We start from the raw sequence: 24,475 nt of genomic DNA on the forward strand, positions 1-24,475 counted from the left end.
CCGCATCCTCGTACCTAGGAAAAGGGGTAGTACTTTCCCCCGTGGTACAAAGCACCGAAAAAGAAGCCGCCCAAAAAGCCGCCGACGTGGCCGAAAAAGCTGATCCCGGGGATAAAGCTCTGCACGAGGCCGAAAAGGAGGAGAAAGAGAACCACCTGCCGTGAAGCAGCGTCGATCCACATCGCCCGCTTCCAGATGTAGTAGAGGTAGAGACCGAGAAAGCCGTACACGATTCCCGATGCGCCGATGACGGGAGGCGAAGAGGTGACGAGGAGAAAAAGGGTCGTCGAGGCGTCCGCAGTGAGGAGGAAGAGGAGGTAGCCCGCCTTCCCCACGCGAGCTTCGATGGGCGGGGAAAGGAGGTAGAGGTAAAAGGCGTTGAAGAGCACGTGGAGGAAATCCGCATGGAGGAAGACGGCCGTTATGGGACGCCAAAATTGCCTGTGGACGAAGCGCGAAAGGTCGAAGGCGCCCCAAGCATACAGAGGACCCTCGAGCCCGAGGGGGATGAGCAGGCGCGACACCACGTATACCCCGAGGATGAGGGCCAAAAGCGCCGTCGTCAGCGGATAGGCCCGAACGAATCTCTCCGGAGATTCCGTACGCAAAAAGATCACGGGCGTCTACCCTCTCTTTCCCCACCTCACTGCGCCGCTATGGCGAAGCCGAGGCGGAAACCGTGTGCAATCCCGCGGCTCATACGCGATCGATCCTCGACGACCACTCGCCCTCCAGGAGGCCGTACACGACGTGGTCCACGTACCGATCCCCCAGCCACTCCACTTCCCGAAGTACGCCCTCCTCGCGAAATCCCAGGCGTTCGGCGACGCGTCGGCTGCGCGTGTTTTCCACGGCTGCACGGATTTCGATTCGATGAAGGCGCATGTGACGAAAGGCGTAGTCCACAAGCACCCCCACCGCACGCGTCATGATCCCGCGTCCTTGAAAGGGAGGGGCTAGCCAGTAGCCCAACGACGTGTTGCGGTGCGTCCAATCGATCCGCTGCATGCCGAGAAAGCCGACGATCCGCCGGTCGTACAAGATCACCGTCTGATACCCCTCGCCGCGTTCCTCTTGGCGCAGAGCGGCCTCTATCATGGCGTACACGTCGCGCAGCGTCGTCGTGCGCACCCAAGGAAGAAAGAGGGCCAACGAGGCACGATGGGCGTCCAAAACGACGTACAGCTCTTCGGCGTCGTACCAGCGTATGGGGCGAAGGAGTACGTGCTCGTCCACGATCCACTCCATGGAAGGCCCCTTCTCTACTCCCCCTCGGAACGCGGGCGCATGTGGGGAAAGAAGATCACGTCGCGAATCGAAGGTTGGTTCGTGAGGAGCATCACGAGTCGGTCGATGCCGATGCCCAGACCCCCGGTGGGCGGCATTCCGTATTCGAGCGCCTCCAAAAAGTCCTCGTCCAGCGCGTGGGCCTCCACGTTCCCGCGACGGCGTTCCTCGAGCTGTGCGAGGAACCGCTCCCGTTGCTCTAAGGGGTCATTGAGCTCGGAAAAGGCGTTTGCGTGCTCTCGGCCAGCCACGTAGAGTTCGAAGCGGAGGGTGAAGCGTGGGTCGGCGGGATCGGTCTTGGCCAGCGGGGACACGGCCAAGGGGTGTCCGATGACGAACGTGGGCTGAATGAGTCGGTCTTCGACCTTTTGCTCGAAGAACTCGTTTACCACGTGTCCGAAGGTGTGGAAGGGTTGGAGGACGACCCCGTGCTCTTGCGCAAGGCGTCGGGCCTCCGCTTCGTCCATCGGGCGGGTGAAGTCCACTCCCGTAACCTCGCGGATGAGATCCGTCATGCGCGCATGGCGAAACGGAGGCGTGAGGTCAATCTCCCACTCTCCGTAGCGGATGCGCGTCGTTCCGAGGACCTCTTTCGCCACGAAGGCGAAGAGATCCTCCGTGAGGCGCATCATGTCCTCCATGTCTGCGTACGCCTCGTAAAGCTCGAGCATCGTAAACTCGGGGTTGTGCTTCGTGGAGAGCCCTTCGTTCCGGTAGACGCGGCCGATCTCGTATACCTTTTCTACGCCGCCGACGATAAGGCGTTTGAGGTAGAGTTCGATGGCGATGCGCAGATACATCTGCATGTCCAAGGCGTTGTGGTACGTGACAAACGGCCGCGCCGCGGCACCCCCCGCCAGACTCTGCAGCGTCGGGGTCTCCACCTCGAGAAACCCGCGTTCGTCCAAAAAACGGCGGATCGCCCGCAGGATCTTCGTGCGGGCGACGAAGACGTCGAAGACGTCGCGGTTTACGATGAGGTCGAGGTACCGCTTTCGGTAGCGCGTCTCCACGTCCTTGAGGCCGTGGTACTTTTCCGGCAACGGGCGCAAGGACTTGGTGAGAAACGTTAGCGACTCGGCGCGCACCGTAGTCTCGCCGGTCTTGGTCTTCATCACGGGGCCTTCGACGCCCCAGAAGTCGCCCACGTCGCCGTCGCGAAAGAGGGCATAGAGCCTTTCGCCTACGTCGTCTTGCCGGACGTAAATCTGAATTTGCCCGCTCATGTCCTGAAGATGGCCAAAGGACGCCCGCCCCATGACGCGCTTCGAGATGAGACGGCCGGCGACGCGGACGCGCTTCCCGTACCGCTCGAGTTCTTCGCCGGACAACCCGTCGTAGGCTGCGTGAAGGTCCGCCGCGAGGGCCGTACGCGGGTAGCGCGCACCGAAGGGATCGATTCCCATCTCCCGCAACGCGGCAAGCTTCCGCAGGCGGATCGCCCGCAGCTCTTCTTCCGGCGTGACGCCGGTCACCCTCTCTTCGCTCACGCCCTGCCGTCCTCCTCCATCGCGCTTGGCCGCGAAGATTTTACGCGGCGCCGTCCCGCTTGATCTCCAGAATTTCGTAGCGGATTACGCCGGCGGGCGCGCTCACTTCCACGATCTCCCCCGGACGGCGTCCGAGGAGGGCCCGCCCAACGGGCGACTCATTGGAAATCCGATGCTCCGACGGATCGGCCTCGGCGGAACCCACGATCGTAAACTCGAGCACTTCGTCGAACTCGAGGTCGCGAACGAGAACCGTGCTTCCCACGTGAATTACGTTAAAGTCTCCCCCATTTTCGATAATCCGCGCGTTTCGCAGCATCTTTTCGAGTTCGAGAATGCGGCCCTCGATGAAGGCCTGCTCGTTCTTGGCTTCTTCGTATTCCGAATTCTCGCTGAGATCTCCATAACTGATGGCAATTTTAATTTTTTCCGCTATTTCCTTGCGCTTTACGTTTTTAAGGAACTCGAGTTCCTCTTCGAGCTTGCGGTACCCTTCCGGCGTGAGGAAGAATTCCTTGTCCGCCAAGCTGCATTCCCCCTTTCCCCCTGCCCGCGAAAGGCGCGCACTAGACAGGGGGGTCCTGCGGACCTCTGTGTGTGCGTCGGCGTTACCGCCCATTGTAGCCACGGGAACCCTCGTTGTCAACGGCGTGCCCTACCCGACCGACCTATCCGAAAAGGCGCGGGTTTCCGCATGCGAAAGGGACGTTTCGCGAACGCGGGCGAATAACGCCTCGACCTCGGCGAGGCTTTGTACGCGAACCGCTTCTTCCCGAAGACGGGCGGCCTGCGGCAAACCCTTCAGGTACCAGGCGAGGTGACGCCGCATCTCGCGTACGGCTTGGGCCTCCCCTTTGAGCGCGACGAGGCGCGCGAGATGTTCGCGGGCGAGGGCGATTCGCTCTTCCGCGGTCGGTTCCGGAAGAAGTTCGCCGGTCTGAAGGTAGTGCACCGTGCGGTGGAGGATCCACGGGTTCCCCAGAGCCGCGCGCCCGATCATCACGGCATCCGCTCCCGTCTCCTCGAGCATCCGCTTTGCGTCTTCGGGGGATCGGACGTCCCCGTTTCCGATTACCGGAATGCTCACCGCCGCGCGAACGCGGCGAATCCAACTCCAATCGACATTTCCGGAATACCCTTGCGCCCGCGTGCGCGCGTGCACGGCCACCGCCGCGCCGCCCCCCGCCTCTACGGCAAGGGCCACCTCCACGGCGGTGATGGAGCGTTCGTCCCACCCCAAACGGATCTTTGCCGTGACGGGAAGGCGCACGGCATCGGTCAAGGCGCGAAAGAGCGCCTCCACGCGCCGCGGCTCACGGAGCCACGCGGCACCCGCGAAGTTCTTCACGACCTTGGGCGCAGGACATCCGAGGTTGACGTCTATGATGTCGGCGTCCGTCTCCGCCTCTACGATGCGCGCCGCCTCGGCAAGAACGGAGATGTCGTTTCCGAAGATCTGCAGGGCGACCGGATGCTCGGCGGGGTCGAGGACGAGAAACTGCCGCGTCTGCGGGTTTCGCCGAACGATCCCGTCGGCGGAAACCATCTCCGTGTAAATGAGGGAGGCACCGAGGCGACGGGCGAGCACGCGAAAGGCGACGTTCGTTACACCCGCCATGGGAGCGAGAACTACGGGGGTATCCAGCGTGAGGTGCGCCAGCTTCCAAGCCATGGAAATCCCTCCCGAGCGCGAAGCGCGTACGCGGGGGCGAACGGCAGAGGTCAATTTCCGCGAAGAAGGTCGGCCAAGCGGAGGAGGTCCTCCGCGGAAAACCACCGGCGAATCCCGCCTCGGTCGACCTCGCGCAGCCTCTCCCAAAACGACAATGCCGTCTCCCCCGAGAGCGGATCCCGAACATCGGGCGACACGTCGAGGAGGGGACGAAGGACGAAAGGACGCTCCCACATCCGCGGATGGGGGAGGACGAGACGAGAAGAACGCCAGACGACGTCGCCGTAGAGGAGGAGGTCGGCGTCGAGAGGCCTGGGGAGGAACTTCCCCTTTTCCGCGGGATCGCGTCCGAGTGCGCCTTCGATCCGCTCGAGACGCTCGAGCACTTCTTCCGGGGCTAGATCCCCGGCGTCCGCGTGAAGGACGGCGTTGAGGTACGGGGGCTGCGGGCCTTCCACGCCCCAAGGCTCCGTCTCGTACACGGAAGAAATCCCAAGGAGAACAAACTCCTCCCGTAAGGCGTTCACGGCGTAGGCAAGGTTCCGAATCCGCACGCCGAGGTTGGAACCGAGCGCAATCCACAGATGCGCCATCGCCGTCCCCACCTTTCACGCCGACGTCCCGACAACGCGGGGCCGACTAACCCTTCCCCGCGGATACCGCCTATGACCGCCCCAACGGTTCGGAAGGAACTATTTCGTCGCCAGAAGGGGCCACCGGAAGCGCGGACGCGGCGGAATCCGCAAGCTCAGAGGCGAAGTCTTGACGCGTGCGGACGATACGCACCCCTACAGATTCCATCGCCCCCGGGATCGGCGGACTCAACTTCTCCAACACGACGACAAGCCCCTCCACCTTCGGGAATCGGCGAAGGACGGAAAGGGCGATGGTGTCGGCGATCTTTTCGAGCAGGCGTGCCTGCGTGCGCTCCACGACTTCGGCGATCACCGCGTACACCTCGCCGTAATCCAGGGTGTCCCGCAGGCGATCGCTCTTTCCGGCCTCGCGCAGGGAGAGAAAGAGTTCAACGTCCACGCGAAACCGTTGGCCGAGCACCCGCTCTTCGGAACGCACGCCGTGGTGGGCGTAAAAGAGGAGGCCGCGAAGGAGGATGGCGTCGCCTTCCCCCGGGCCCGAGAACCGATCCAGACGACCGTCCATCTCGATCACCTCGACGTGAGCCACGCTTCCGGGTGTGCCGTTGCCGCCACAACCTGAAGTGCGCGACGCGTCGCCGCCACGTCGTGGACGCGGAGGATGTGTGTACCTCGGGCGGCGGCGAGGACGGCGGCGGCAAGGCTCGCCTCCAGACGTTCTTCCACCGGGGCGCCCGTAACGGCTCCCAAAAAGCGCTTGCGGCTCGCGCCTACGAGTACGGGATACCCCCAGGCGACGAGTTCCTCGAGGTCGCGGAGGAGCACGAGGTTGTCGGCGGTCGTCTTGCCGAACCCGAAACCGGGATCGACGATGACTTGCTCTCGCCTTCCGCCCGCCTCGAGGAGGCGCTCGACGACCGCCGCGAGGTCGGCGATGACCTCCCGCATGGTGAGGGGGGCCTTCCGCCGTTCCTCTTCGGAAAAATCCAGCCGGTGCATGAGCACCACGGGTACCCTGCTGCGGACGACGAGGGGGAGCATCGCCGGATCGTCGGCCAAGGCGGAGACGTCGTTGATCACGTGTGCCCCGCAGGAGAGGGCGCGTTCGGCGACCGCGGCAGAACGCGTGTCTACGGAAATGGGCAGGGGGTAGTCCCGGAGGGCGCAAAGGACGGGTTCGAGCCTCCGCCACTGTTCTTCGGGGTCGACCGGCGCAGATCCAGGACGCGTAGACTCCGCCCCGATGTCCAGGAGGTCGGCCCCTTCTTCGGCGATCTCCCACGCCCGCCGTAAGGCGCTTTCCGGGGAAAAGTAACGCCCGCCGTCGGAAAAGGAATCCGGGGTGACGTTGAGGATTCCCATGAGGAGGGGGCGTTCGCCTACGACGAGAGGCGGCATCCCGTGCGGAAGGGGGATTTCCCGCCGGCCCGGCACACGCACGCCCTCTGCGAGCAAGTGCGCGAGTTCCGCAAGCCCGAAGGGTTGGGCCCTCAACTTGCGAAGAAACGGCGTGAGGCGCTTGCGCGGAAGGAGGAGAAGGGCATCCGTGGTTTCGACGCGTAGCGCAGCTACCCCGCGGTGCACGGCAAGGTCTCCCCCGGCGGCAAGCGCCTCCTGCTTTAAGAGATTGGCCGCCTTGAGGGAAAGCCCTTCGATCCAGAAGAGGACGACCTCTCCCTTGGGAGCCATGAGGGCGACGCCCGAAGCGTCAGCCCCCGTGGCCCGGAGGTAGGCGCGCAGACGCTCCGGAGGGAGGGGCGGGAGGCGGCGGACGCGCGAAAAGTGCTTGGCCATCTGCCCCACCTCAACCGTCGTGCATTCGGTTTTTGCGGTATACCGTCCAAAGGCCGTACAGGGTGAGTTCCGGATCGTAGAGGTCGATTTCTCGAGAAGCGCGGGCGAAGGGTTCGCCCAACCCACCCGTAGCGATGACCCGCGTCGAACTCGGTAGGAGTGCCTTGAGGTTCCGCAAGATCCCTTCCACCTGGCCGAGCGTTCCGTAGAAGAGACCCGCCTGAAGGGCGTCCACGGTGTTCTTCCCCAGAGGGCTCGGAGGGGGTTCCAAGGCGACCTTGGGAAGTTTCGCCGTACGCGCAAAGAGGGCCTCCATCCCGATCTCGACGCCGGGGGCGATCACCCCACCCTCGTAGGCACCGTCCGCGCCGATTACGTCGAAGGTGGTTGCCGTGCCAAAATCCACGACGATGGCGGGGGCACCGTAGCGCTCGCGCGCGCCCACGGCGTTGGCCAGTCGGTCGGCCCCGAGTTCGCGTGGGTTGTCGATGCGGATGGGGATCCCTGTACGCACCCCGGGACCGAGAATGAGCGGATCGACATCGAACAGCACCCGAGCCGCCTCGCGCAGGGAGGACGTAAGGGGGGGGACGACGCTCCCCAAAACGACCCCTTCGACCTCTTCCGTGAGGTGTCCGACGCGCGCGAGGGCGTGGGTGAAGAGGACGACCCATTCGTCCGCCGTCCGCCGCGCATCGCTCGCAAAGCGGAAGACGTGCACGAGCTTCTCCCGGACAAAAAGCCCGGCCGTTACGTTCGTATTGCCTACGTCGAAGGCGAAGATGCTCACGCGTTCCCCCTCCCAACGCAAAGGCGGGGCCTTTGCCTTTCATGCCCCGCGCGCCAGACGCCCACCCTACGCGCCGCTCCCGGTTCCGTCCGTTCCGTTCTCCCCCTCTACGATGACGCGCACCCCGTCTTCCGTGCGCTCTACCACGATCCGCCCGTCTTCCGTGCGCCCGCGTTCGAGAAGGGCCTTGATCTCTTCCCCGGAAAGGGTCTCCACCTTGAGAAGCGCTTCCGCGATCGTCGTGAGCTGGTCGCGGTGGGTCGTGAGGAGCTCCTTGCAGCGTTCGTACTGCTCGCGGATGATCCGTTGAATTTCGAGGTCGATTTCGTACGCGATGGCGTCGGAGTAGTTCGGCTCTAAACCGAGGTCGCGGCCGAGAAACACCTCGCCGTGCCGACGGCCAAACTGGATGGGTCCGAGCTTTTCGCTCATCCCGTACTCCATGACCATGCTGCGCGCCAATTCCGTCGCGCGCTCGAAGTCGTTCTGCGCGCCCACGGAGACGTCGCCGAAGACGATCTCTTCTGCAACGCGCCCGGCGAGGAGCACGAGGAGACGCGCCTCGAGGTAGCTCTTCGTGGGGATGAAGACGTCTTCCTTCGGCAAGGGCACGGCGTACCCTCCCGCCTGCCCTCGGGGGACGATGGTCACCTTGTGGACGATGTCTTCCGGCGAGGCGTAGTAGGCGGCGATGACGTGCCCTGCCTCGTGGTAGGCGATGTAGCGCTTTTCCCGCTCGCTGATCACCCGGCTCGTCTTGGCCGGTCCCGCGATCACGCGGTCGATCGCCTCGTCCACGTCCTGCATCGTGATCCTCCGCGCCCCCCGACGCGCCGCGAGGAGGGCCGCCTCGTTCAGGATGTTTTCGAGGTCGGCGCCGGTGAAACCGGGAGTCCGGCGGGCGATCGTCTTCAAATCCACGTCGTCGGCAAGGGGCTTGTTCCGCGCGTGCACCTTGAGGATCTCTTCCCGAGCCTTGACGTCGGGCCGATGAACCGTGATCTGGCGGTCGAAACGGCCGGGACGGAGGAGGGCGGGGTCGAGGATGTCGGGACGGTTCGTCGCCGACATCACGATGATCCCTTCGTTGGGTTCAAACCCGTCCATCTCCACGAGGAGCTGGTTGAGCGTCTGTTCCCGTTCGTCGTGTCCGCCGCCGAGCCCGGCGCCACGCATGCGCCCTACAGCATCGATCTCGTCGATGAAGACGATGCACGGGGCGTTTTTCTTTGCCGTCTCGAAGAGGTCGCGGACGCGGGCCGCACCGACACCTACGAACATCTCCACGAAGTCCGATCCGCTGATGGAGAAAAAGGGAACACCCGCCTCTCCGGCGACGGCGCGGGCGAGGAGGGTCTTCCCCGTGCCCGGCGGACCCACGAGGAGCACGCCTTTGGGAATGCGGGCGCCGAGCGCGGTGTACTTGCGCGGGTCCTTCAGGAAGTCGACGATTTCGGCAAGCTCTTGCTTTTCTTCGTCGGCACCGGCCACGTCCTCGAAGGTCACCCGGCGCTTTTCGGGTTGGTACTGGCGGATGCGGGCACGCCCGAAGTTCATGATCCGCCCTCCGCCGCCTTGAGACTGGTTGATCATGAAAAACACGAGGAAGAGGATGAGAAGGAGGGGGACAAAGGAAACGAGGACTTGGACCCAGTACCCCGTCTCCCGCGGCTTTTCTTGGTAGACCTTGAGCTTGCCCTCGTCGATTTTTTGGTCGATGAGCGTGTAGAGGTCTGCGGCAAACAGAGGAGCCCGGGTGGTGAACTTCTTTTTCCCCTGCTCGGCATCCTTGAGATCGCCTTCGATGTACAGGGCGCTTTGTCCCTCGACGGACAACCGGATGGATTCGACTTTATCTTGAAGGAGGTACTCGCGGAACTTGCTGTAGGGGATTTCCTCGGTGACCCGGCTTTGCCCGATGATGAGCTGGACAAGCCCTATGATCATGAGAACCAGGAGAACATAAAAAAAGGTATGGCGAAAGATCCGCGGCATACGGTCACTCCTCCTAGGATCCCCCGGGGTTCAAGTTATTTTAGCATACCCCCCGAATGAGGCAAAGCGCTGGAGCGCCGCGCGGGCGCCTACCGCTGTTCCGCGTACACGCGGGATTTCAGAATCCCGACAAAGGGGAGGTTGCGGTACCGCTCCGCGTAGTCGAGGCCGTACCCGACGAGAAACTCGTCCGGAGCGGTAAAGCCCACAAGGTCGGGGACGAGGTCCACTTTGCGGCGCGCCGGCTTGTCGAGGAGGGTGACGATCTTCAGGCTTTTGGGGTTTCGCCGCGCGAGGATGTCCACAAGGTAGCGAAGGGTGAGCCCCGTATCGATAATGTCCTCGACGAGAAGGACGTGCCGACCGGAAATGTCGTAGTCCAGATCTTTGAGGATGCGAACCACGCCGGAAGAGCGCGTCGACGTGCCGTAACTCGAAACGACCATGTAGTCGATTTCCAAAGGTATGGGCATCTCGCGCGTGAGGTCGGCGAGAAAGTAGGAAGCGCCCTTGAGGATGCCGACGACGAGGGGGACCTCGTCGCGATACCACGAAGAGAGTTCTGCGCCGAGTTCCTTTACCCGACGGCGGATGTCTTCGGCCGAGTAGAGAACGGACTGGATGTCGTCTAAGAGCGATTCCATGGACAGGCCCGTAGGCGGGCCTTCACCTCCCGTTCCTGTGTGTGCAAAAGTGCCGCCAAAATCGCCGTACAAAGGGCGACGTACACCATCCGAGTTCGACCACGACCTCTTTCCCCGTTTCGATTTTCTTGGACGCCGGGGACGCCCCCGGCACCCACACGATTCGACCCCCTTGCTCGGCCACAGGCCAAACCCTTCGCAGGCGCGGAGGGACTCCCGCCGTCCGCAAAAGCTCGCGCACCTCTCGTGAACCCCACGGCGTTTCGAGGCGATCGCCTGGGCGCCGCGATCGGAAAACGAGGGGCAGATCGGGGGTGAGAAAGAGGGTCGCGCGGCACGCTACCTCCCTTTCATCTTCGACCCCCGAGCCTTCGCCCGGATCCCGGATGCGAACGGAACACCCGAGGTGGGGAATCCGCGCGGTCCCTGGCCAATCGACCGCGGTGGCGAATTCGTCCGCCCCCCCTTCGCGCACCCACAGGACGTATTCGCCTTGTCTCTCCACCGTTACGCCTCCCGGAAGGCTCGCGGCACGCCGCTTCCCCAGCACAACCTCCGAGGTGGCACACACGTCTTCGTAGGCGAGGGACGTACGGCTCCCCCGGAGCTCCGACCAGGTCAGGCGGACCGCCCGGCGCAAAACGGGAAGGGGAAGGGTTGCGAGCACCGACCGGCGAACGAGAAGAAAGCTGGGGAAGGCGAAGAGGTGCTTCCGAAGGAATTCCCGCGCCGCCCCCTCCAAAAAGGCTTCGTCTTGTCGGAGTACGTTTGCAAGGCGGACGACGTGGTGCGCCGCCGACGGCGCAAGCTCCTCCACCAAAGGAAGGAAGAGATGGCGGATGCGGTTTCGGGCATACGTCAGAGATCGGTTCGACACGTCTTCCCGCCAAGGCACCCCGTGGCGACTGGCATAGGCTTCGATGGAGCGTCTGCGGACGGGGAGAAGGGGGCGAAGAAGGCGGGAACCGGACAACGGACGCACGATCGGGATTCCCCCGAGACCTCGAGGACCTGCCCCTCGAAAAAGGCGCAGGAAAAAGGTCTCCACCACGTCGTCGAAGTTGTGCGCGGTGAGCACGGCTGTCGCCCGGACCTCGCGGGCTACGTACGCGAAGAGACCGTAGCGTAGGGCGCGAGCGGTTTCCTGGACGTTGCCGCCGGCGGGAAAAAAGGGAAGGGGGTACACGAAACACGGAACTCCCCACGCTTCGGCGACGGCGCGAACGAAGCGCGCGTCCTCTACGGCGGCAGCACCCCGAAGCCGATGGTCGACGTGAAGGCAGACGAGGCGTACGGGGATTGGCATGAGGAAGCGGAACAGGTGGAGGAGGGTCATGGAGTCTACTCCGCCGGAGACCGCGAGGAGGACCGTCTCATGCGGCGCGAGAAGCTGCTCTTCCCACAACCACGCCGGTACGGCCTCCGGTGCCCCGAGTTCTTCCCGCGGCACGAGCCCTTCCTCCCCTCCGCGCGCCGTAAGCCGCCTGCAAGACGCGGATTTTCGGCCGCTCCAAAGAGGAGACGGACCGACAAACCCGTGCCCGCCCCATGGGAAACCCGCGTAAAGGGGGCGGCTGGGCCACTCTGGGAGCATTATATCCCCTTTTCTCCTGCGCTTCCACGAATCTCGGGGCTCGCGCTCCCCGCGCGTCAATAATTGAGGAAGATCACGATACGCCTTCCAGATGGTCGCGTACTTCCCGTGGGGAGAACACAGCCCAGGGAAGGCGGACCTCTTCGATGCGCGCCGCGACGACGGTCATGTCGTCCTTGGGCGAGAGCCCCGTAAACCGGATGGCCTTTTCCAAGATGAGGTCGGCGACGACGTGGGGGTCTTCGGCGTCGATGCGCGAAATCACCTGGCGAAACCACACGTCGCGGTCCTCTTCAGGCCGTGCCTCGTACACCCCGTCGCTCAAAAACACGAGGAGGTCACCGGGGAGGAGCTTGCGCACAAGCGGCTCCACGTGGACGTCGGGAAAGACCCCGACGGGCAAGCTCCTTCCCTCTAGGGTGAAGACGCGGTCTCCCCGGCGAATGAAGGTCGGCGGAGCCGCGACTTTGAGAAATTTCGCCTCTGCCGTGCGCAAGTCCACGAGGGCGAAGTCGAGGGTGGCAAAGCGCTCGCCGTCCGCCTGCAGGGCGAGGACGGTGTTCACGGTGCGAAGGGCAAAGTCTTCGGCGACGCCCACGGCGAGCGCCTCCCGCAGGAGGTCGACCGCCGTTTGCGACGCGAAGCGAGCTCGCTCTCCGTTCCCCATGCCGTCACTTAACCCCACGAGGTAGAGTTGCGGGGAAAGTTCCACGGCCAACGTGCTGTCCCCGCTCAACACCCCGCCTCCGGCTGCTGCCTGAACGACGCCCACTTCGACGTGATAGCGTTTCGTCGAGAGAAAGCGAGCTACGAGGAGCCCGCTGCCCTTCACCTCGAGCCCTCCTTTGGCAAGGGCGAGGGGTTCTCCGAGAAGACGCGAGAGCGTGGCGGTAAGCCCGGGAGAAACCTCGCCCAAGAGGGCGACGCGGACCTCCACGCGACCCGGTTCGTGGCGAAGGAGTTCGAGCGAATGCACGGGGTACCCTTCGCGTTCGAGGGCGCGGGCGAGTTCCTCCGCGCGCCGACGGAGGGGGCGCGGTTCGCGATCGAGCTCCCCGGCAAACCCGCCGAGGACAAGGGAAAGCCCGCTAAGGTATTCCGCGGCCCGTAGGCGCACCTCGAGAAAGCGGCGCTCCGTCTCCTCCTTGAGGCGTTCCTCTTCCCGCGCCTCTTCTAGGGCGCGACGCAGCTCGTCCACGTGAGGACAGCGGATGCGCCACGAGCGCAGGAGCTCTTCGTCGGCGGGGTTGCGGACGAACGAGGCGAAGAAGCGATAGGTCTCTTCGAACTCCTTCTTCCAGCAGATCTCCCGGCGAAAGCACGTATGGCACACGCGCCGCGCGACGGCACCCACGAGGGCTTCTGTCTTCCGCTCCTCGGCATCCGCCGGACGCCCTTCGCCGAGCCGAATACCGATCCGCGCAAAGAGATCGGCAAATCGGCGAACCCGTTCCGCCGCGGCGGCGCGCACCTCCCGAAAACGCCGTTCTTCTTCTTCGAGGTACGAAGGGCTCCCCGGTACGAGGCGGGCGACGCTTCGCTCCGCCGCTTCGGGAACGAGCCAGAAGAGCCCTACGGCCCAAAGGGAAGCGATCGTCGAGGACCAGAGCACGTCTGGGGTATCCCGGAAAAGGGTGAAGAGGGCCGCCCCGAGGAAAAACCCCAGGCTCGTTCCCGCCTTCCCGACGGGACGGAGGAGACCGCCGAGAAGGCCGGAAAACGCGAGGAGGCTGAGTTGATCGAGGTAGGCGAGATCGCCGAGGCCCATGACGAGTCCGAGGAGAACCCCGGTGGTGGCGCCGATCGTGGCTCCGCCCACGTGCGCAAGGAGGAGGAGAAAGCCGCGGCTTGCGACGTACCCAAGGGAAATCCCGCCAACTTCTACTCCGAGCATGCCCGTAAGGAGAGAGCCGAGGACGATGAGGAAGGCAACGAGCTCCTCGTGGCTGACCGCAAAGCCGAAACTCCGGTGGACGAGGAGCGGCAACGCCTGCAAAAAGATGAACACGAGGGCGAAGGCGAGAAGGCCGTTTAAAAAGGCAAACGGCCACGCTTCGGCAAAGGAGTGCGAGACGAAGGCGCGAACCGCTCCGTCCGCTAGGACGACCGCTCCGGCGACGGCGAGGCCAAGGTAGGTAGGTGTGCTCCGGATGGACGCGGCCAATCCGTGATACGCGAGGAAAAACACAGGGAGGAAGGCGGCAAAGGAAGCCGCATGGGGGAGAGAGGACAAAAGCGCCCCCAAGCTGAGCGCAAAAAAGGCGAGCGGCCAACGCTCGCGCAGGGCGTGAAAGACCACGGCAAAGAAGGCAAACGGAAAGGGATATAGCTCCCCGAGCAAGGTTGCCCGCCCGAGGAAAAAGGACGTCGCGAAGAGGAGTGCCGAACGCCAGGGGAGCGCGCGAAACAGGCGCTGGGCGCGGGGGAGCGCCGTCGCCTCCACGAGCGTGCGCATGCCGAAACCCTCCCTCTCGCAGCTTGTCCCCCAGTATAGGGGGCGGAGGGAGGAAAGCGTGTTGAAGTCCGTCAAGGGAAACGATGTTTTTCCCGACACGGTCCTTCTCAAGGCTTCGCAGCTCGTTTTCATTCGGGAAGCGGCAGCGCCTTCGCTTGCGCCGGGCGATCTCCGCCAGGTCGGCCCTTTAGCCGTTTCGGCGCGGGAGAAATCCCATCCGTTCCCGGGCGAGGGCCAGGGTCACACGGGCCTTGGCCTCCGCCCGCTCTGCCCCCTCCGCCAGCAGGCGGTCGACTTCGCTGTCCAAAAGTTCGAGCGCGCGGTCGCGCAGCGGTTCGACGACGGAGACGATCGCCTCGGCTACGTCTTCTTTGAAGGTTTTGTAGCTCGCCCCCGCGTAGCGCGACTCGAGTTCGGGTATGGGTATCCCCGTAGAAAGGCTCATGAGGACGAGGAGGTTGGAGATCCCGGGCTTTTGTTCCGGATCGTAGCGAATTTCCTGCCCCGAATCCGTGGTCGCACGCCGAATCTTGCGGCGAATCACCTCCGGGGGATCGCTCAAGTTGATTCGGCTCGCATCGTTGGGGTTCGATTTGGACATTTTTTTCGTCGGGTCGTCGAGGGACATGATGCGTGCTCCGACAGGGGGGATGAGCGCCTCCGGTACGACAAAGGTCGGGCCGAAATCGCGGTTAAACCGCTCCGCGAGGTCGCGGGTGAGTTCAAGGTGCTGCTTTTGGTCCTCGCCCACCGGGACGTGCGTGGTTTGGTACAGAAGGATGTCCGCGGCCATGAGGGCGGGGTAGGTGAAAAGTCCCGCGGAAACCGTGTCCCTTCCCTCGCTTTTTTCCTTGAACTGCGTCATTCGCATGAGTTCCCCGAAGCGGACGACGCAGGTGAGAATCCACGCGAGCTCCGCATGCGCGGGTACGTGCGACTGGACGAAAAGCACGGACTTCCGGGGATCCAGGCCGCTCGCCACGTAGTAACGCGCGACGTTCCGGGTTTGCGCGGCGAGGGCTGAAGGGTCGTGGGGAACGGTGACGGCGTGGAGGTCTACGATGCTGTAGTACGCCTCTTTTGCGACGTCTTGGAGGGCGACGAAGTGACGGATCGCCCCGAAGTAGTTTCCCAAGGTGAGAGTACCGGTCGGCTGGACGCCCGAAAACACAATCATGTTCGCTTTTCCGGCGCGCCGCAGGGCGTACCGGAAATCCACCTCCTTTGCCGCAAGCGGGCGTCAGCGAGAAGACTTCCGAGAGGAGGGAGTGGGGACTTCCAACGCGGGGGCCGAAGGGGACAGAGGGTCCCAGTCGAAGAGGATCTCCCCCGGCCTTCCCACGAGAAAGAAGCGGCGCGCCAACGCCCCTGCGACCTCCGGGTCTTCGAGGCGCGACTTCTCCCATAAGAGGCGCGCGCGCTCTTCGGACAAAGAGGCATACGCCTGGGCGAGGCGGTCGCGCTCCGCCTGGCGGGCGTGGATTAGCCGTTCCTGCCGTACGAATTGGGGGACGAGGCTCAGAAGGAAGACGGCGAGCAGGAAACGCGCCAAGCGGAGCCGGCGCTTGCGAATTTCTTCCGGACTGTTCCCCCGCCCTCCGGACACGACGTCTTCACTCCCTTTCCTTACGCCTGACAAACGCCCGTATCCAAAGTGTAGCGTTCCAAAAACCGATTTCCAAGGGCCGCAGCGGACGGAGGAGAAAGACGACGAACTTCCGGAAAATCTGCACGAAGGCCCTCGCCCCCCGCACGACGAGGAGGAGGGGAAAACACGTGCTTCGAACGATTCGCCAAATGGCGCGCGGGACGCGCGGGGGCACGGGAGGAACGAAGAAGCGGTATACGGCTGCGCCGGCAAGCGCTCCCAAGAGCAAGTCCGGGAGGTGCTTCCCACCCGTACCTACCTGGGCAAACGCCGTAAAGGCAACCGCCCAAAACGCAAAGAGGAGCCCTTCGCCGACGTGAAAGGCAATGCTCCGATGGCGCGCAGACACGGACGCGAGGTACAGGGCGTGGAGGAACGCCAACAGGGCACCGAGAAGCGCAGCAAAACCAAGCGCAGCGATCTCGGGCATGTCCTCACCCGAACAACTTTCCGAAAAGGCCCCGACGTTCGCGGCCCGGGCCCTCTTCGAGGTAGAGCATTTCGTCGATGCGCCCTTCGATGGCGATGTCCCCCACCTCGACGTCGAGGTGCCGCAAGGTGAGCCCTTCCCCGCGGATGAGGAGGTAGCCCTCTCCGGTCTCCACGAGAAACTCCTCGTCATCGAAACGGTCGACCTTCACCACACCGGAAACGGCAAGGTACTTCCTTCCCTTGAGGGCGAGTTCGTGCCCGGCGTTCGCCACCATTTCCATCCCTCCCAAACCTGTCCCACCCGTTCTGTGGAACTATACGCGGCCCAGGAGGGGATATGCGCCTCAACGGGAAGAAGGGGCATCTTCTTCGCCGAAGGAAAAGAGGGAATCGCCCCTTTCCGCGTGCGGAGGAAGGCCCCCGCCGGAAATCCGCTCTTCTTCGCGCGAGAGGTACGGCGGACCGCCCGGCGGACCTACGAGGACGCGAATCCTTTTTCCCGCATACTCTACCTCCACCCATTCTCCGCCGCGAAGTTCCAAACCCGCCTTGGCGACCTTTCCGTCGACGCGAACCTTTCCCGCATCGCAAAGGATTTTGGCCACCGTCCGCCGTTTTACGATGCGCGCGTCTTTGAGGTATTTGTCCAGGCGCATCTCGTTCCCCCCTCGCGCTAAAGAAGGCCGAGGAACCCTCTATAGATCGGAAAAAGACCCCCGTCGTTGCGACGGGGGTTTGGGGCGGGCGATTACTTCGCCGCTTCCTTGACGGCCTCCTTGAGTTTGCTCCCGGGTTTGAACACGGGGACCATGGAGGCGGCAATCGAGATCGTCTCCCCCGTCTGGGGGTTCCGTCCCGTACGGGCCTCCCGCTTCCGTACCTCAAAGGTGCCGTACCCTACGAACTGGACCTTCTCCCCCCGACGCAGGGCTTCGGCGATCTCCTCGAAGAAGGCGTTTACGACCGCCTCCACGTCCTTTTTCGTAAGGCGCGTCCGTTCCGCAAGGGCGGAGACGAAGTCTTGCTTGTTCACGCGGATCCCTCCTCGAGATTTGGCTTGGCAAGCTTTGCAGGGGCAACCCTGCTTCTACATTCGACCCGCTTCGAAGAATTTCCTTCCGTCCTGGAGAGACCGAGCGGAAAAAAGCGCGCGGACGCTTTAGGCCTCCAACTGCTTGGCGAGAAAGGCGGCGGCGACCTCCGCGCCTTTCACATGCGCCTCCCCGAGGGCGATCGGCTCCTCCCGACTCAGGAGGATTACGGCCCCCATCGGATCTCCGCCGACGACGATGGGGGCGACGACCACGCCGCCTACGCGTTCCGCTCCCTGGGAGAAGAGCTCTACCTCCCCCGCCCCTTCCCGATACGTGCGTCGATCCTCCATTGCACGCTCTACGAGCGGCCCGATCTCGCGTTCTTGGAAGTCCTTCTTTCCCGGACCGGCGACGGCCACCACGCGATCCCGGTCGGTTACGAGTACCGTAAGTCCAAAGGTATCGTACAACGAAGCGGCGACGCTCTGCGCAAATTCGCCGAGTTCGAGGACGGGGGAGTACTTCTTGAGGATCACCTCCCCGTCTTGGTCGACAAAGATCTCCAGGGGGTCGCCCTCCCGGATCCGCAAGGTGCGGCGGATCTCCTTCGGGATGACGACGCGTCCCAGGTCGTCGATGCGCCTGACGATGCCCGTGGCCTTCATCGGCCCTTCCCCTCTCTTTCCGAAAACTTCTCGACGCCTTCGGTACCGCGTCTCGCATGGAGTCCGATGGTAGTATGCGGTGGCGGTATACCTTCTATGCGGAAGCAAAAGAAGCAGCGCTGGCGTTTCGGAAGAGGGCTTTAGGAAGGAAGGTTTCGGGAAACGACGAGTTTGGGAAGCTCTTCCGTGTAAAAGGCGTCGTACATCCGCCTCGCCTCGCTCTGCACGAGGCCGGGCCGGACTTCTTCGAACGCAGGAGTGCGACGCTCCTCGAGCTTTACGATGTAGTAGCTCCCGTTGTCGACGACCACGTCGCTCACCTGGCCGGGTTCGAGAGAAAGGACGACCTTACGCAGGGACTCGGGAAGGACGACGAGCGGAAAGTCTTTGTACAGTCCCCCGAGCTTTTTGCCCTGGGGGTCCACGTTCCCCGGATCTACGGAGTACGTGTCCGCCAAGGCGGCAAAGTCCTCGCCTGCCTTTGCCTTCTTCCACACCTCGTCGACGCGCGCCCGCGCATCCGCCTCCGCCTCTCCCTCTTTGGGGAGCATGAGGATCAACCGGAAGGTTCCGGTCACGAAGGCGTCGCGGTTCTGTTCAAATTCCTGGCGAAGGTCCTGTTTCTCGGCGAGGTCGAGGAAGTACGCCTGTGCGCGGTTCATTCTTTCGATTTCCGCCCTCACCCCTTCCTCGGTAAGCCCGAGAGAACGAAGCGCCTGGTCAAAGGAGACCTTTTCCTCCTCGGCAAAAGCCTTTTTGAGAGCCGAGAAGTTCTCTTCGCTCCACGCCTGTCCCGACGTTCCGGCGGCTTGGGCTCGCGCGTCCAAGATGAGGAGGGAGAGGTAAAAGTCGAGGTAGTGGTTCCAGCTTCCCCGATCCGACGGGCTTCCGGGACCCTGCCTTTGTGCGGGCGAGCTCATAAGTTGGAGGAAATTCAAAAAGCGCTCGAAGTCGGCGGCGCTCACCGTCCGAACGTCGCCGTCCTCTTGCACGCGGTACTCCGCCACCACCGCGTCTTTGGCCGCCGGAAGGCGGACGGGGGCAAAGGCGTCCGCACCTCGTTTGCATCCCGCAAGGGATAGGGCCAACGCGAAACCGAGAACCGCAACGCCGAAAAGTGCCTTTTGCACACGCATGGTATCCATCGCCTCTTTGGCCTCAGATTCGTCTCCGACCTACGGGAGGTGCGCGCCCCGATTCCGGGGCGGCACTCCCCTATTCGGCGACGGGCACGCGACCGTCGGGGGGAACGTCGGCTCCCCCCGAAGCGCGAAGGAGGGTTTCGCGTAGGGCGAGAAGAAACGCCGCGAGCCGTTCGAGGAGGACGGGAAGCTCTGCCTCCTTACCTCGCACCATCACCCCGTAGCCCTCGCCGCTGAAGAGGCTCACGCGGGGAGAAAAGCGCTCGAGGAGGGCGAAAAGCGATTCCCGCGGCAGAGCTTTCGCCCTCTCGGGAGAAAAACGCGCCCGGAGGGCACCCGCTTCGTAGGTGATGAACTCGATCCCGAGCTCGCTGGCGAGGGCCCGCACTTTGGCCACGAGAAGGAGGCGTTCCGCAGGCGGAGGCGGTGTGCCGAAACGGTCGACGACCTCGTCTACGAGTTCCTGCCAATCCTCCAAGCGCGTGAGTTCCGCGAGACGTCGGTAGAGGGAAATCTTTTGCGTAGGCGAGGGGACGTAGGTGTTGGGGAAATAGGCGTCCACGTTCACGTTGATTTCGAGTCGGTTGCGGACCTGCGCGGGGAGCTCTTCCCCCTTGAGTTCGGACACCGCCTCCCGCAGCATCTCTGTGAAGAGCTCGAGGCCAACGGCGGCGATGTGTCCGTGCTGCTCCGGACCGAGGAGGTTCCCCGCACCGCGAATGGCCAAGTCCCTCATGGCTATTTTAAAGCCCGCACCGAGTTCCGTAAACTCCCGGATTGCCTCGAGACGCTTTTCCGCCTCCGGGGTGAGGCTCTTCCCCGGACGATACGTAAAATACGCGTAGGCAATCCGGTTCGAGCGGCCTACGCGGCCTCGAAGCTGGTAGAGTTGGGCGAGACCCAGGGTATCCGCATCGAGGACGATCAGCGTATTCACGTTGGGGATGTCCACACCCGTCTCGATGATCGTCGTGGTGACGAGCACGTCGATCTCGCGTTCGAAAAAGGCGAGCATCACCCGCTCGAGCTCTTCCTCGTCCATCTGGCCGTGGGCCACGGCGACGCGGGCCTCGGGGACGAGAGCCTGAACTTCGGCGGCGACGCGGTGAATGCCCTGGACGCGGTTGTAGACGACGAACACCTGCCCCCCGCGCCCGAGCTCGCGCTCGATCGCCTCGCGGACGACGACGGGAGAGTACTCGAGGACGTACGTCTGTACGGGGAAGCGGTCTTTCGGTGGGGTTTCGATGACGCTCATATCCCGAATGCCCGCGAGGGCCATGTGCAGCGTACGCGGGATGGGCGTCGCCGTAAGGGTGAGGACGTCGATCTGCGTGGCGATCTTTTTGATCTTCTCTTTGTGGCCTACGCCGAAGCGCTGCTCCTCGTCGACGATGAGAAGGCCAAGGTCGCGAAAGACCACGTCGTCCGAGAGAATCCGGTGCGTACCGATCAGGATGTCGATCTCGCCTTGGGCGAGGCGGCGGAGGATCTCCTTTTGTTCACGGCGGCTGCGAAAGCGGCTGAGCATCTCCACGCGTACGGGAAACCCTTCGAGCCGCTCGCGAAACGTCTGGAGGTGTTGCTGAGCGAGGATCGTCGTCGGGACGAGAACGGCCACCTGTTTGCCGCTCATCACCGCCTTGAAGGCCGCCCGGAGGGCGACCTCGGTCTTCCCGTACCCTACGTCCCCCACGAGGAGGCGGTCCATGGGACGCGGCGACTCCATGTCGCGCTTGACCTCCTCGATGGCACGCAGCTGGTCGGGCGTCTCCTCGTAGGGAAAAGTCGCCTCAAAGGCGCGCATGAGTTCGTTGTCGGGATCAAAGGCAAACCCGGGGAGGCGCATGCGCGCGGCGTAGATCTTGAGAAGCTCCTCGGCCATCTCCTGCGCCGAGCGCCGGGCCCGCGCTTTGGCGCGTTTCCACTCCCCGCCCCCCAGACGGTGGAGCTTAGGTTCGTGGCCTTCGGCGGACAGGTACTTCTGAAGGAGGTTGAGTTGTTCGACGGGGACGTAGAGGAGATCGCCTCCGGCGTAACGGACGAGGAGGTAGTCCTTGCTTACACCTCCTACGGTGAGCGTCTCCAACCCCTGAAACCGCCCAATCCCGTGGTGGACGTGGACGACGTAATCCCCCGGCCGCAAATCGAAGAGGTCGCGGATCTTCTCGGCGTTGGCCACGCGAGGTGCCCGAGGCTTGCTCGCCTTCGTCCGGCGCACGAACAAATCGCCCTCGGCAAAGACCGCGAGCTTCACGCTTCGGATTTCGAAGCCGCGTTCCAACGATCCGCGAAGGATCACGGGCCTCTGAGGCAGAGGAACGGGGAGGGTGACGAGGGGTTCTGCGTAGATTCCGTAATCTTCAAACACTTGGGCCATGCGCTGAACGCCTTCATCCGAAGGGGCAAGGAAAAGCACGAAAAACCCCGCACGCACGAGCCGCTCCACCTCTCCCTTGAGCAGGGGAAGCTGCCCGTGAAATTCCTGCGCGGTCCTGCTCACGTAGGAGACGGCTAGGCCGCCACCGCGCCCCGCCTTGGGGAACAGAGAGAGTTCGAGACGCGGACGGGCGCGGGCGGAAAGTTCGGAAAAGGAAAACGAGAGGGTGAGCCCGGGCACGAGGCGTCCGGCCTCTAGTTCCCCCGTCTGCCACTCCGCCTCCTCGCGTTCCCGTTGTTCCGCGGCTTCGGCGAGGCGCGTAGGTTCGTCGAACACGTACACCACGTTGCCGCCGAGAAAGTTCGCAACGTGTGCAGGGCGGTCGTAGGCCAGGCGCACGTACCGCGTCGCCCGGGGGTGGAGGATTCCCTGGAGAAGGTCCGCCTTCTCCTCCTCCCAAACCTGCGCGAGGCGTTCCCGCCAGAACGTATCCCCCCGGCGGACGGAAGCCGCCTCCTTAAGAGCGTCCATCCGTTCCACGATCCGCCCGAGAAGTTCGCGCGGGTAGCATCCCTCGTACACAGGGAAGAGAACGACCTCCTCCACCTGTTCTCGGCTTCGGCCCGAGGTGAGGTCGTACACCCGAACGGTGTCTACCTCGTCGCCAAACCACTCGATGCGGTACGGGTCGTCCTCCAGGGGAGGGTACACGTCGAGGATGCCGCCGCGGACGGAAAACTCCCCGGGAACCTCGACCTCTTCCGCGCGACGGTAACCGAGGAGATGAAGGTGGCGAACGACCGCTTCCAGCGAAATCTCCGTCTGAGGGGCGATGCGGAGTTCGAGCTCCCGGAAGACTTCGGGGGGAGGGAGGGGGGTCGTCCATCCCGCCAGAGAGGTGACGAGGACCCGAGGGCGACGGGCGACGAGAAGTTCGCGGATTACGCGCAGGCGCATGCGGCGCTCCTCGTGGCCACCGTCCCGAGGATCGCGCAGAAAGATCTCCTCGCCGGGGAAGTACCAAACCCCCTCCTCGCCGAGAAACTCGCGGATTTCCTCGGCGAGGCGCTGCGCGTGAAAGTTGCTCGCGACGACGACCGCGAGCGGGCGCCCGAGCCGCTCCTGTAGGGCGGCGAGGTAGAGGGCGCGCGCCGCCCCGGCAAGCCCGACGACCTGCGCATCTCCCGCCTTTCGCCCAATCCGATCCACCAAGTCCTGAAAGCCTTTATCATCAGAAAAAACCGAAAAAAGAGCGCCAAGCAAGCGCTTCTCACCCCTTCGTCCTTGTCCCGGCGAGTTGCGCGCGGACGCCCGACATCAACGGGCATTTACGCGGGTCATCACCTGCGCGAATGGCTCGCGAAAGAGGGCCAAAACCGCGTCTCTCGCCGCTTCGACGGCCGCGGCGATTGTCTCTTCTTCTTCGGGAAGGAAAGGAGAGAGGACGAAGTCCGCAGCATCTACGCCGGGCGGCGGACTTCCGATCCCGACGCGCAACCGGGGCACCTCTTCCGTCCCCAAGGCCTCCAAAACGGAGGCGAGCCCGCGGTGTCCCCCCGAACTTCCCCGCGGACGCAGGCGAAGGCGCCCAAGGGGTAGGGCGAGGTCGTCGAGGACGACAAGCACTTCTCCGGGGGGGATTTTGTACGCTTCTGCCGCGGCGCGCACCGCCTTTCCGGAAAGGTTCATGTAGGTGAGGGGTTTGAGAAACACCCGCCTTTCCCCGTCCACATCCGCCTCGTACACGTAGGCATCGCGCCAACGGAACCCGCGAAGGCGCAAGGCACCTGCAAGCGCGTCGATCACCCAAAAGCCTACGTTGTGCCGCGTGGCTTCATACGCTTTTCCCGGATTGCCGAGGCCGACAATGAGGCGCACGGCCGCCCTCCCCCTAGTCGAAGAGCTTGCTCACCGAGAGGCCTTCGTGCACGCGGACGATGGCTTCGGCGATGAGCGGAGCAACGGAAAGGATGCGCAAGTTCGGAAGCCGCTTTTCCTCGGGTACGGGTATGGTGTCGGTGACGACGACCTCTTCCAGGTCGGCGTTGCGCAGCCGTTCGACCGCGGGACCGGAAAGGACGGGGTGGGTACACGCCGCGTAAATCCGCTCGGCGCCTTCGCGACGCAGCGCCTCGGCGCCCAAGAGAATGGTACCCGCCGTATCGATGATGTCGTCCACGAGGATCGCCGTTCGTCCTCGCACGTCTCCTACGATGTTCATCACTTCGACGACGTTGGGGGCAGGGCGCCGCTTGTCGATGATCGCGATGGACGCGCCTAGGTAGTCGGCGAGGCGTCGGGCGCGCGTAACACCTCCGTGATCGGGGGAAACGACGACGATGTCCTTGAGACCCTTGTCGGCAAAGTACTTCCCCAGGATGGGCAAGGCGAGGAGGTGGTCCACAGGAATGTCGAAGAAGCCTTGGATCTGCATGGCGTGGAGGTCCATGGCAATCACGCGGTCGGCCCCGGCACGCTCGATGAGGTTGGCCACGAGTTTGGCCGTGATGGGATCCCGGGCGCGCGCCTTGCGGTCCTGCCGTGCGTAGCCGTAGTAGGGCATCACGACGTTGATCCGCGCCGCCGAAGCCCGCTTGAGCGCGTCGATCATGATGAGGAGCTCCATGAGGTGGTCGTTTACAGGGTGGCTCGTCGGCTGGATCACGAATACGTCTGCCCCGCGAACGCTCTCCAACACCTTGACCTGAATTTCACCGTCGCTGAAACGGCCAACTTCGGCCCGCCCCAGGGGGATTCCGATGTGTTCGGCGATTGCCCGGGCCAACTCGGGGTTGGCATTTCCCGTAAAGACCTTGAGGGACGGATCGCGGTACGTGAGCATCCTCACCTCTCCTCG

At 63.8% G+C, this 24,475-nt stretch carries 24 protein-coding genes; all 24 read right to left on the minus strand.

The genetic code is table 11. The annotated features are described in order from the left end of the window. Positions 1 to 14: 14 nt before the first annotated feature. The 24 genes from C7438_RS05060 to C7438_RS05175 all read right to left on the minus strand — a co-directional run bounded on the left by C7438_RS05060 (position 15) and on the right by C7438_RS05175 (position 24,460). Positions 15 to 617, minus strand: coding sequence for a rhomboid family intramembrane serine protease (locus C7438_RS05060; protein WP_121444267.1), 603 nt, complete (start codon positions 615 to 617; stop codon positions 15 to 17). Between the two features lie 79 nt (positions 618 to 696). After that, positions 697 to 1,248, minus strand: a complete 552-nt coding sequence (locus C7438_RS05065; protein ID WP_121444268.1) for a GNAT family N-acetyltransferase — start codon at positions 1,246 to 1,248, stop codon at positions 697 to 699. 14 nt (positions 1,249 to 1,262) lie between these two features. Then, entirely contained in the window at positions 1,263 to 2,777 is a 1,515-nt protein-coding gene (gene lysS / locus C7438_RS05070; RefSeq protein ID WP_252393322.1) for a lysine--tRNA ligase, read from the minus strand. 40 nt (positions 2,778 to 2,817) lie between these two features. Beyond that, positions 2,818 to 3,303 (minus strand): transcription elongation factor GreA, encoded by a 486-nt coding sequence (greA, locus tag C7438_RS05075; protein ID WP_121444269.1) that lies wholly within the window; start codon positions 3,301 to 3,303, stop codon positions 2,818 to 2,820. A 129-nt stretch (positions 3,304 to 3,432) separates the two neighbouring features. Then, the gene (gene dusB / locus C7438_RS05080) at positions 3,433 to 4,449 is read right to left on the minus strand and encodes a tRNA dihydrouridine synthase DusB (protein ID WP_121444270.1); all 1,017 of its coding nucleotides are present in this window, start codon (positions 4,447 to 4,449) and stop codon (positions 3,433 to 3,435) included. A 50-nt stretch (positions 4,450 to 4,499) separates the two neighbouring features. Further along, entirely contained in the window at positions 4,500 to 5,042 is a 543-nt protein-coding gene (gene folK / locus C7438_RS05085; protein WP_121444271.1) for a 2-amino-4-hydroxy-6-hydroxymethyldihydropteridine diphosphokinase, read from the minus strand. A gap of 70 nt (positions 5,043 to 5,112) precedes the next feature. After that, positions 5,113 to 5,634, minus strand: a complete 522-nt coding sequence (gene folB, locus C7438_RS05090) for a dihydroneopterin aldolase (protein WP_211322077.1) — start codon at positions 5,632 to 5,634, stop codon at positions 5,113 to 5,115. Further along, positions 5,616 to 6,839 (minus strand): dihydropteroate synthase, encoded by a 1,224-nt coding sequence (gene folP, locus C7438_RS05095; RefSeq protein WP_147401996.1) that lies wholly within the window; start codon positions 6,837 to 6,839, stop codon positions 5,616 to 5,618. Before folP ends, folB begins: the two co-directional genes overlap by 19 nt. 10 nt (positions 6,840 to 6,849) lie before the next feature. Further along, positions 6,850 to 7,629 (minus strand): type III pantothenate kinase, encoded by a 780-nt coding sequence (locus C7438_RS05100; protein WP_245956499.1) that lies wholly within the window; start codon positions 7,627 to 7,629, stop codon positions 6,850 to 6,852. Between the two features lie 66 nt (positions 7,630 to 7,695). Continuing rightward, positions 7,696 to 9,624 carry an ATP-dependent zinc metalloprotease FtsH gene (gene ftsH / locus C7438_RS05105; RefSeq protein WP_121444273.1) on the minus strand — a complete coding sequence of 643 codons (1,929 nt, stop codon included), beginning with the start codon at positions 9,622 to 9,624 and terminating at the stop codon, positions 7,696 to 7,698. Positions 9,625 to 9,713: 89 nt separating this feature from the next. Beyond that, positions 9,714 to 10,268 carry a hypoxanthine phosphoribosyltransferase gene (gene hpt, locus C7438_RS05110; protein WP_121444274.1) on the minus strand — a complete coding sequence of 185 codons (555 nt, stop codon included), beginning with the start codon at positions 10,266 to 10,268 and terminating at the stop codon, positions 9,714 to 9,716. A 22-nt stretch (positions 10,269 to 10,290) separates the two neighbouring features. Then, positions 10,291 to 11,718 carry a tRNA lysidine(34) synthetase TilS gene (gene tilS / locus C7438_RS05115; RefSeq protein WP_170143578.1) on the minus strand — a complete coding sequence of 476 codons (1,428 nt, stop codon included), beginning with the start codon at positions 11,716 to 11,718 and terminating at the stop codon, positions 10,291 to 10,293. Between the two features lie 217 nt (positions 11,719 to 11,935). After that, positions 11,936 to 14,317: a stage II sporulation protein E gene (spoIIE, locus tag C7438_RS05120; protein WP_170143579.1), complete on the minus strand. Its 2,382-nt coding sequence runs from the start codon at positions 14,315 to 14,317 to the stop codon at positions 11,936 to 11,938. 187 nt (positions 14,318 to 14,504) lie between these two features. Then, positions 14,505 to 15,494: a tryptophan--tRNA ligase gene (gene trpS / locus C7438_RS05125; protein ID WP_121444333.1), complete on the minus strand. Its 990-nt coding sequence runs from the start codon at positions 15,492 to 15,494 to the stop codon at positions 14,505 to 14,507. Between the two features lie 63 nt (positions 15,495 to 15,557). Continuing rightward, positions 15,558 to 15,923, minus strand: coding sequence for a hypothetical protein (locus C7438_RS05130; RefSeq protein ID WP_121444277.1), 366 nt, complete (start codon positions 15,921 to 15,923; stop codon positions 15,558 to 15,560). Positions 15,924 to 15,930: 7 nt separating this feature from the next. After that, positions 15,931 to 16,395, minus strand: coding sequence for a hypothetical protein (locus tag C7438_RS05135; RefSeq protein ID WP_121444278.1), 465 nt, complete (start codon positions 16,393 to 16,395; stop codon positions 15,931 to 15,933). Positions 16,396 to 16,399: 4 nt separating this feature from the next. Beyond that, a complete protein-coding gene (yabP, locus tag C7438_RS05140; protein WP_121444279.1) occupies positions 16,400 to 16,678 on the minus strand; it encodes a sporulation protein YabP in 279 nt (92 codons plus the stop codon). A gap of 63 nt (positions 16,679 to 16,741) precedes the next feature. Next, positions 16,742 to 17,053, minus strand: coding sequence for a S4 domain-containing protein (locus C7438_RS05145; RefSeq protein WP_121444280.1), 312 nt, complete (start codon positions 17,051 to 17,053; stop codon positions 16,742 to 16,744). 92 nt (positions 17,054 to 17,145) lie between these two features. After that, entirely contained in the window at positions 17,146 to 17,430 is a 285-nt protein-coding gene (locus C7438_RS05150; RefSeq protein ID WP_121444281.1) for a non-specific DNA-binding protein Hbs, read from the minus strand. Positions 17,431 to 17,556: 126 nt separating this feature from the next. After that, positions 17,557 to 18,096, minus strand: a complete 540-nt coding sequence (locus C7438_RS05155; protein ID WP_121444282.1) for a stage V sporulation T C-terminal domain-containing protein — start codon at positions 18,094 to 18,096, stop codon at positions 17,557 to 17,559. Positions 18,097 to 18,236: 140 nt separating this feature from the next. Continuing rightward, positions 18,237 to 19,241 (minus strand): peptidylprolyl isomerase, encoded by a 1,005-nt coding sequence (locus C7438_RS05160; protein WP_121444283.1) that lies wholly within the window; start codon positions 19,239 to 19,241, stop codon positions 18,237 to 18,239. A 70-nt stretch (positions 19,242 to 19,311) separates the two neighbouring features. Next, complete coding sequence (gene mfd / locus C7438_RS05165) at positions 19,312 to 22,827, minus strand: transcription-repair coupling factor (RefSeq protein ID WP_245956513.1); 3,516 nt, start codon at positions 22,825 to 22,827, stop codon at positions 19,312 to 19,314. 108 nt (positions 22,828 to 22,935) lie between these two features. Beyond that, complete coding sequence (gene pth / locus C7438_RS05170; protein WP_121444285.1) at positions 22,936 to 23,496, minus strand: aminoacyl-tRNA hydrolase; 561 nt, start codon at positions 23,494 to 23,496, stop codon at positions 22,936 to 22,938. A 13-nt stretch (positions 23,497 to 23,509) separates the two neighbouring features. After that, positions 23,510 to 24,460, minus strand: coding sequence for a ribose-phosphate diphosphokinase (locus C7438_RS05175; protein WP_121444286.1), 951 nt, complete (start codon positions 24,458 to 24,460; stop codon positions 23,510 to 23,512). Positions 24,461 to 24,475: the final 15 nt, after the last annotated feature.

It is taken from the genome of Brockia lithotrophica (assembly GCF_003633725.1).
Classification (GTDB): Bacteria; Bacillota; Bacilli; order Thermicanales; family DSM-22653; genus Brockia; species Brockia lithotrophica.

Excerpts from the sequence above, each read along its gene's own strand:
- ftsH (WP_121444273.1), bottom strand. The coding sequence starts at position 9,624 with ATGCCGCGGATCTTTCGCCATACCTTTTTTTATGTTCTCCTGGTTCTC.
- C7438_RS05175 (WP_121444286.1), bottom strand. The coding sequence starts at position 24,460 with ATGCTCACGTACCGCGATCCGTCCCTCAAGGTCTTTACGGGAAATGCC.
- folK (WP_121444271.1), bottom strand. The coding sequence starts at position 5,042 with ATGGCGCATCTGTGGATTGCGCTCGGTTCCAACCTCGGCGTGCGGATT.
- folP (WP_147401996.1), bottom strand. The coding sequence starts at position 6,839 with ATGGCCAAGCACTTTTCGCGCGTCCGCCGCCTCCCGCCCCTCCCTCCG.
- C7438_RS05155 (WP_121444282.1), bottom strand. The coding sequence starts at position 18,096 with ATGAAGGCCACGGGCATCGTCAGGCGCATCGACGACCTGGGACGCGTC.
- C7438_RS05135 (WP_121444278.1), bottom strand. The coding sequence starts at position 16,395 with ATGCCCGAGATCGCTGCGCTTGGTTTTGCTGCGCTTCTCGGTGCCCTG.
- trpS (WP_121444333.1), bottom strand. The coding sequence starts at position 15,494 with ATGATTGTGTTTTCGGGCGTCCAGCCGACCGGTACTCTCACCTTGGGA.
- C7438_RS05065 (WP_121444268.1), bottom strand. The coding sequence starts at position 1,248 with ATGGAGTGGATCGTGGACGAGCACGTACTCCTTCGCCCCATACGCTGG.
- hpt (WP_121444274.1), bottom strand. The coding sequence starts at position 10,268 with ATGGAATCGCTCTTAGACGACATCCAGTCCGTTCTCTACTCGGCCGAA.
- C7438_RS05160 (WP_121444283.1), bottom strand. The coding sequence starts at position 19,241 with ATGGATACCATGCGTGTGCAAAAGGCACTTTTCGGCGTTGCGGTTCTC.
- C7438_RS05145 (WP_121444280.1), bottom strand. The coding sequence starts at position 17,053 with ATGCGCCTGGACAAATACCTCAAAGACGCGCGCATCGTAAAACGGCGG.
- dusB (WP_121444270.1), bottom strand. The coding sequence starts at position 4,449 with ATGGCTTGGAAGCTGGCGCACCTCACGCTGGATACCCCCGTAGTTCTC.
- spoIIE (WP_170143579.1), bottom strand. The coding sequence starts at position 14,317 with ATGCGCACGCTCGTGGAGGCGACGGCGCTCCCCCGCGCCCAGCGCCTG.
- yabP (WP_121444279.1), bottom strand. The coding sequence starts at position 16,678 with ATGGAAATGGTGGCGAACGCCGGGCACGAACTCGCCCTCAAGGGAAGG.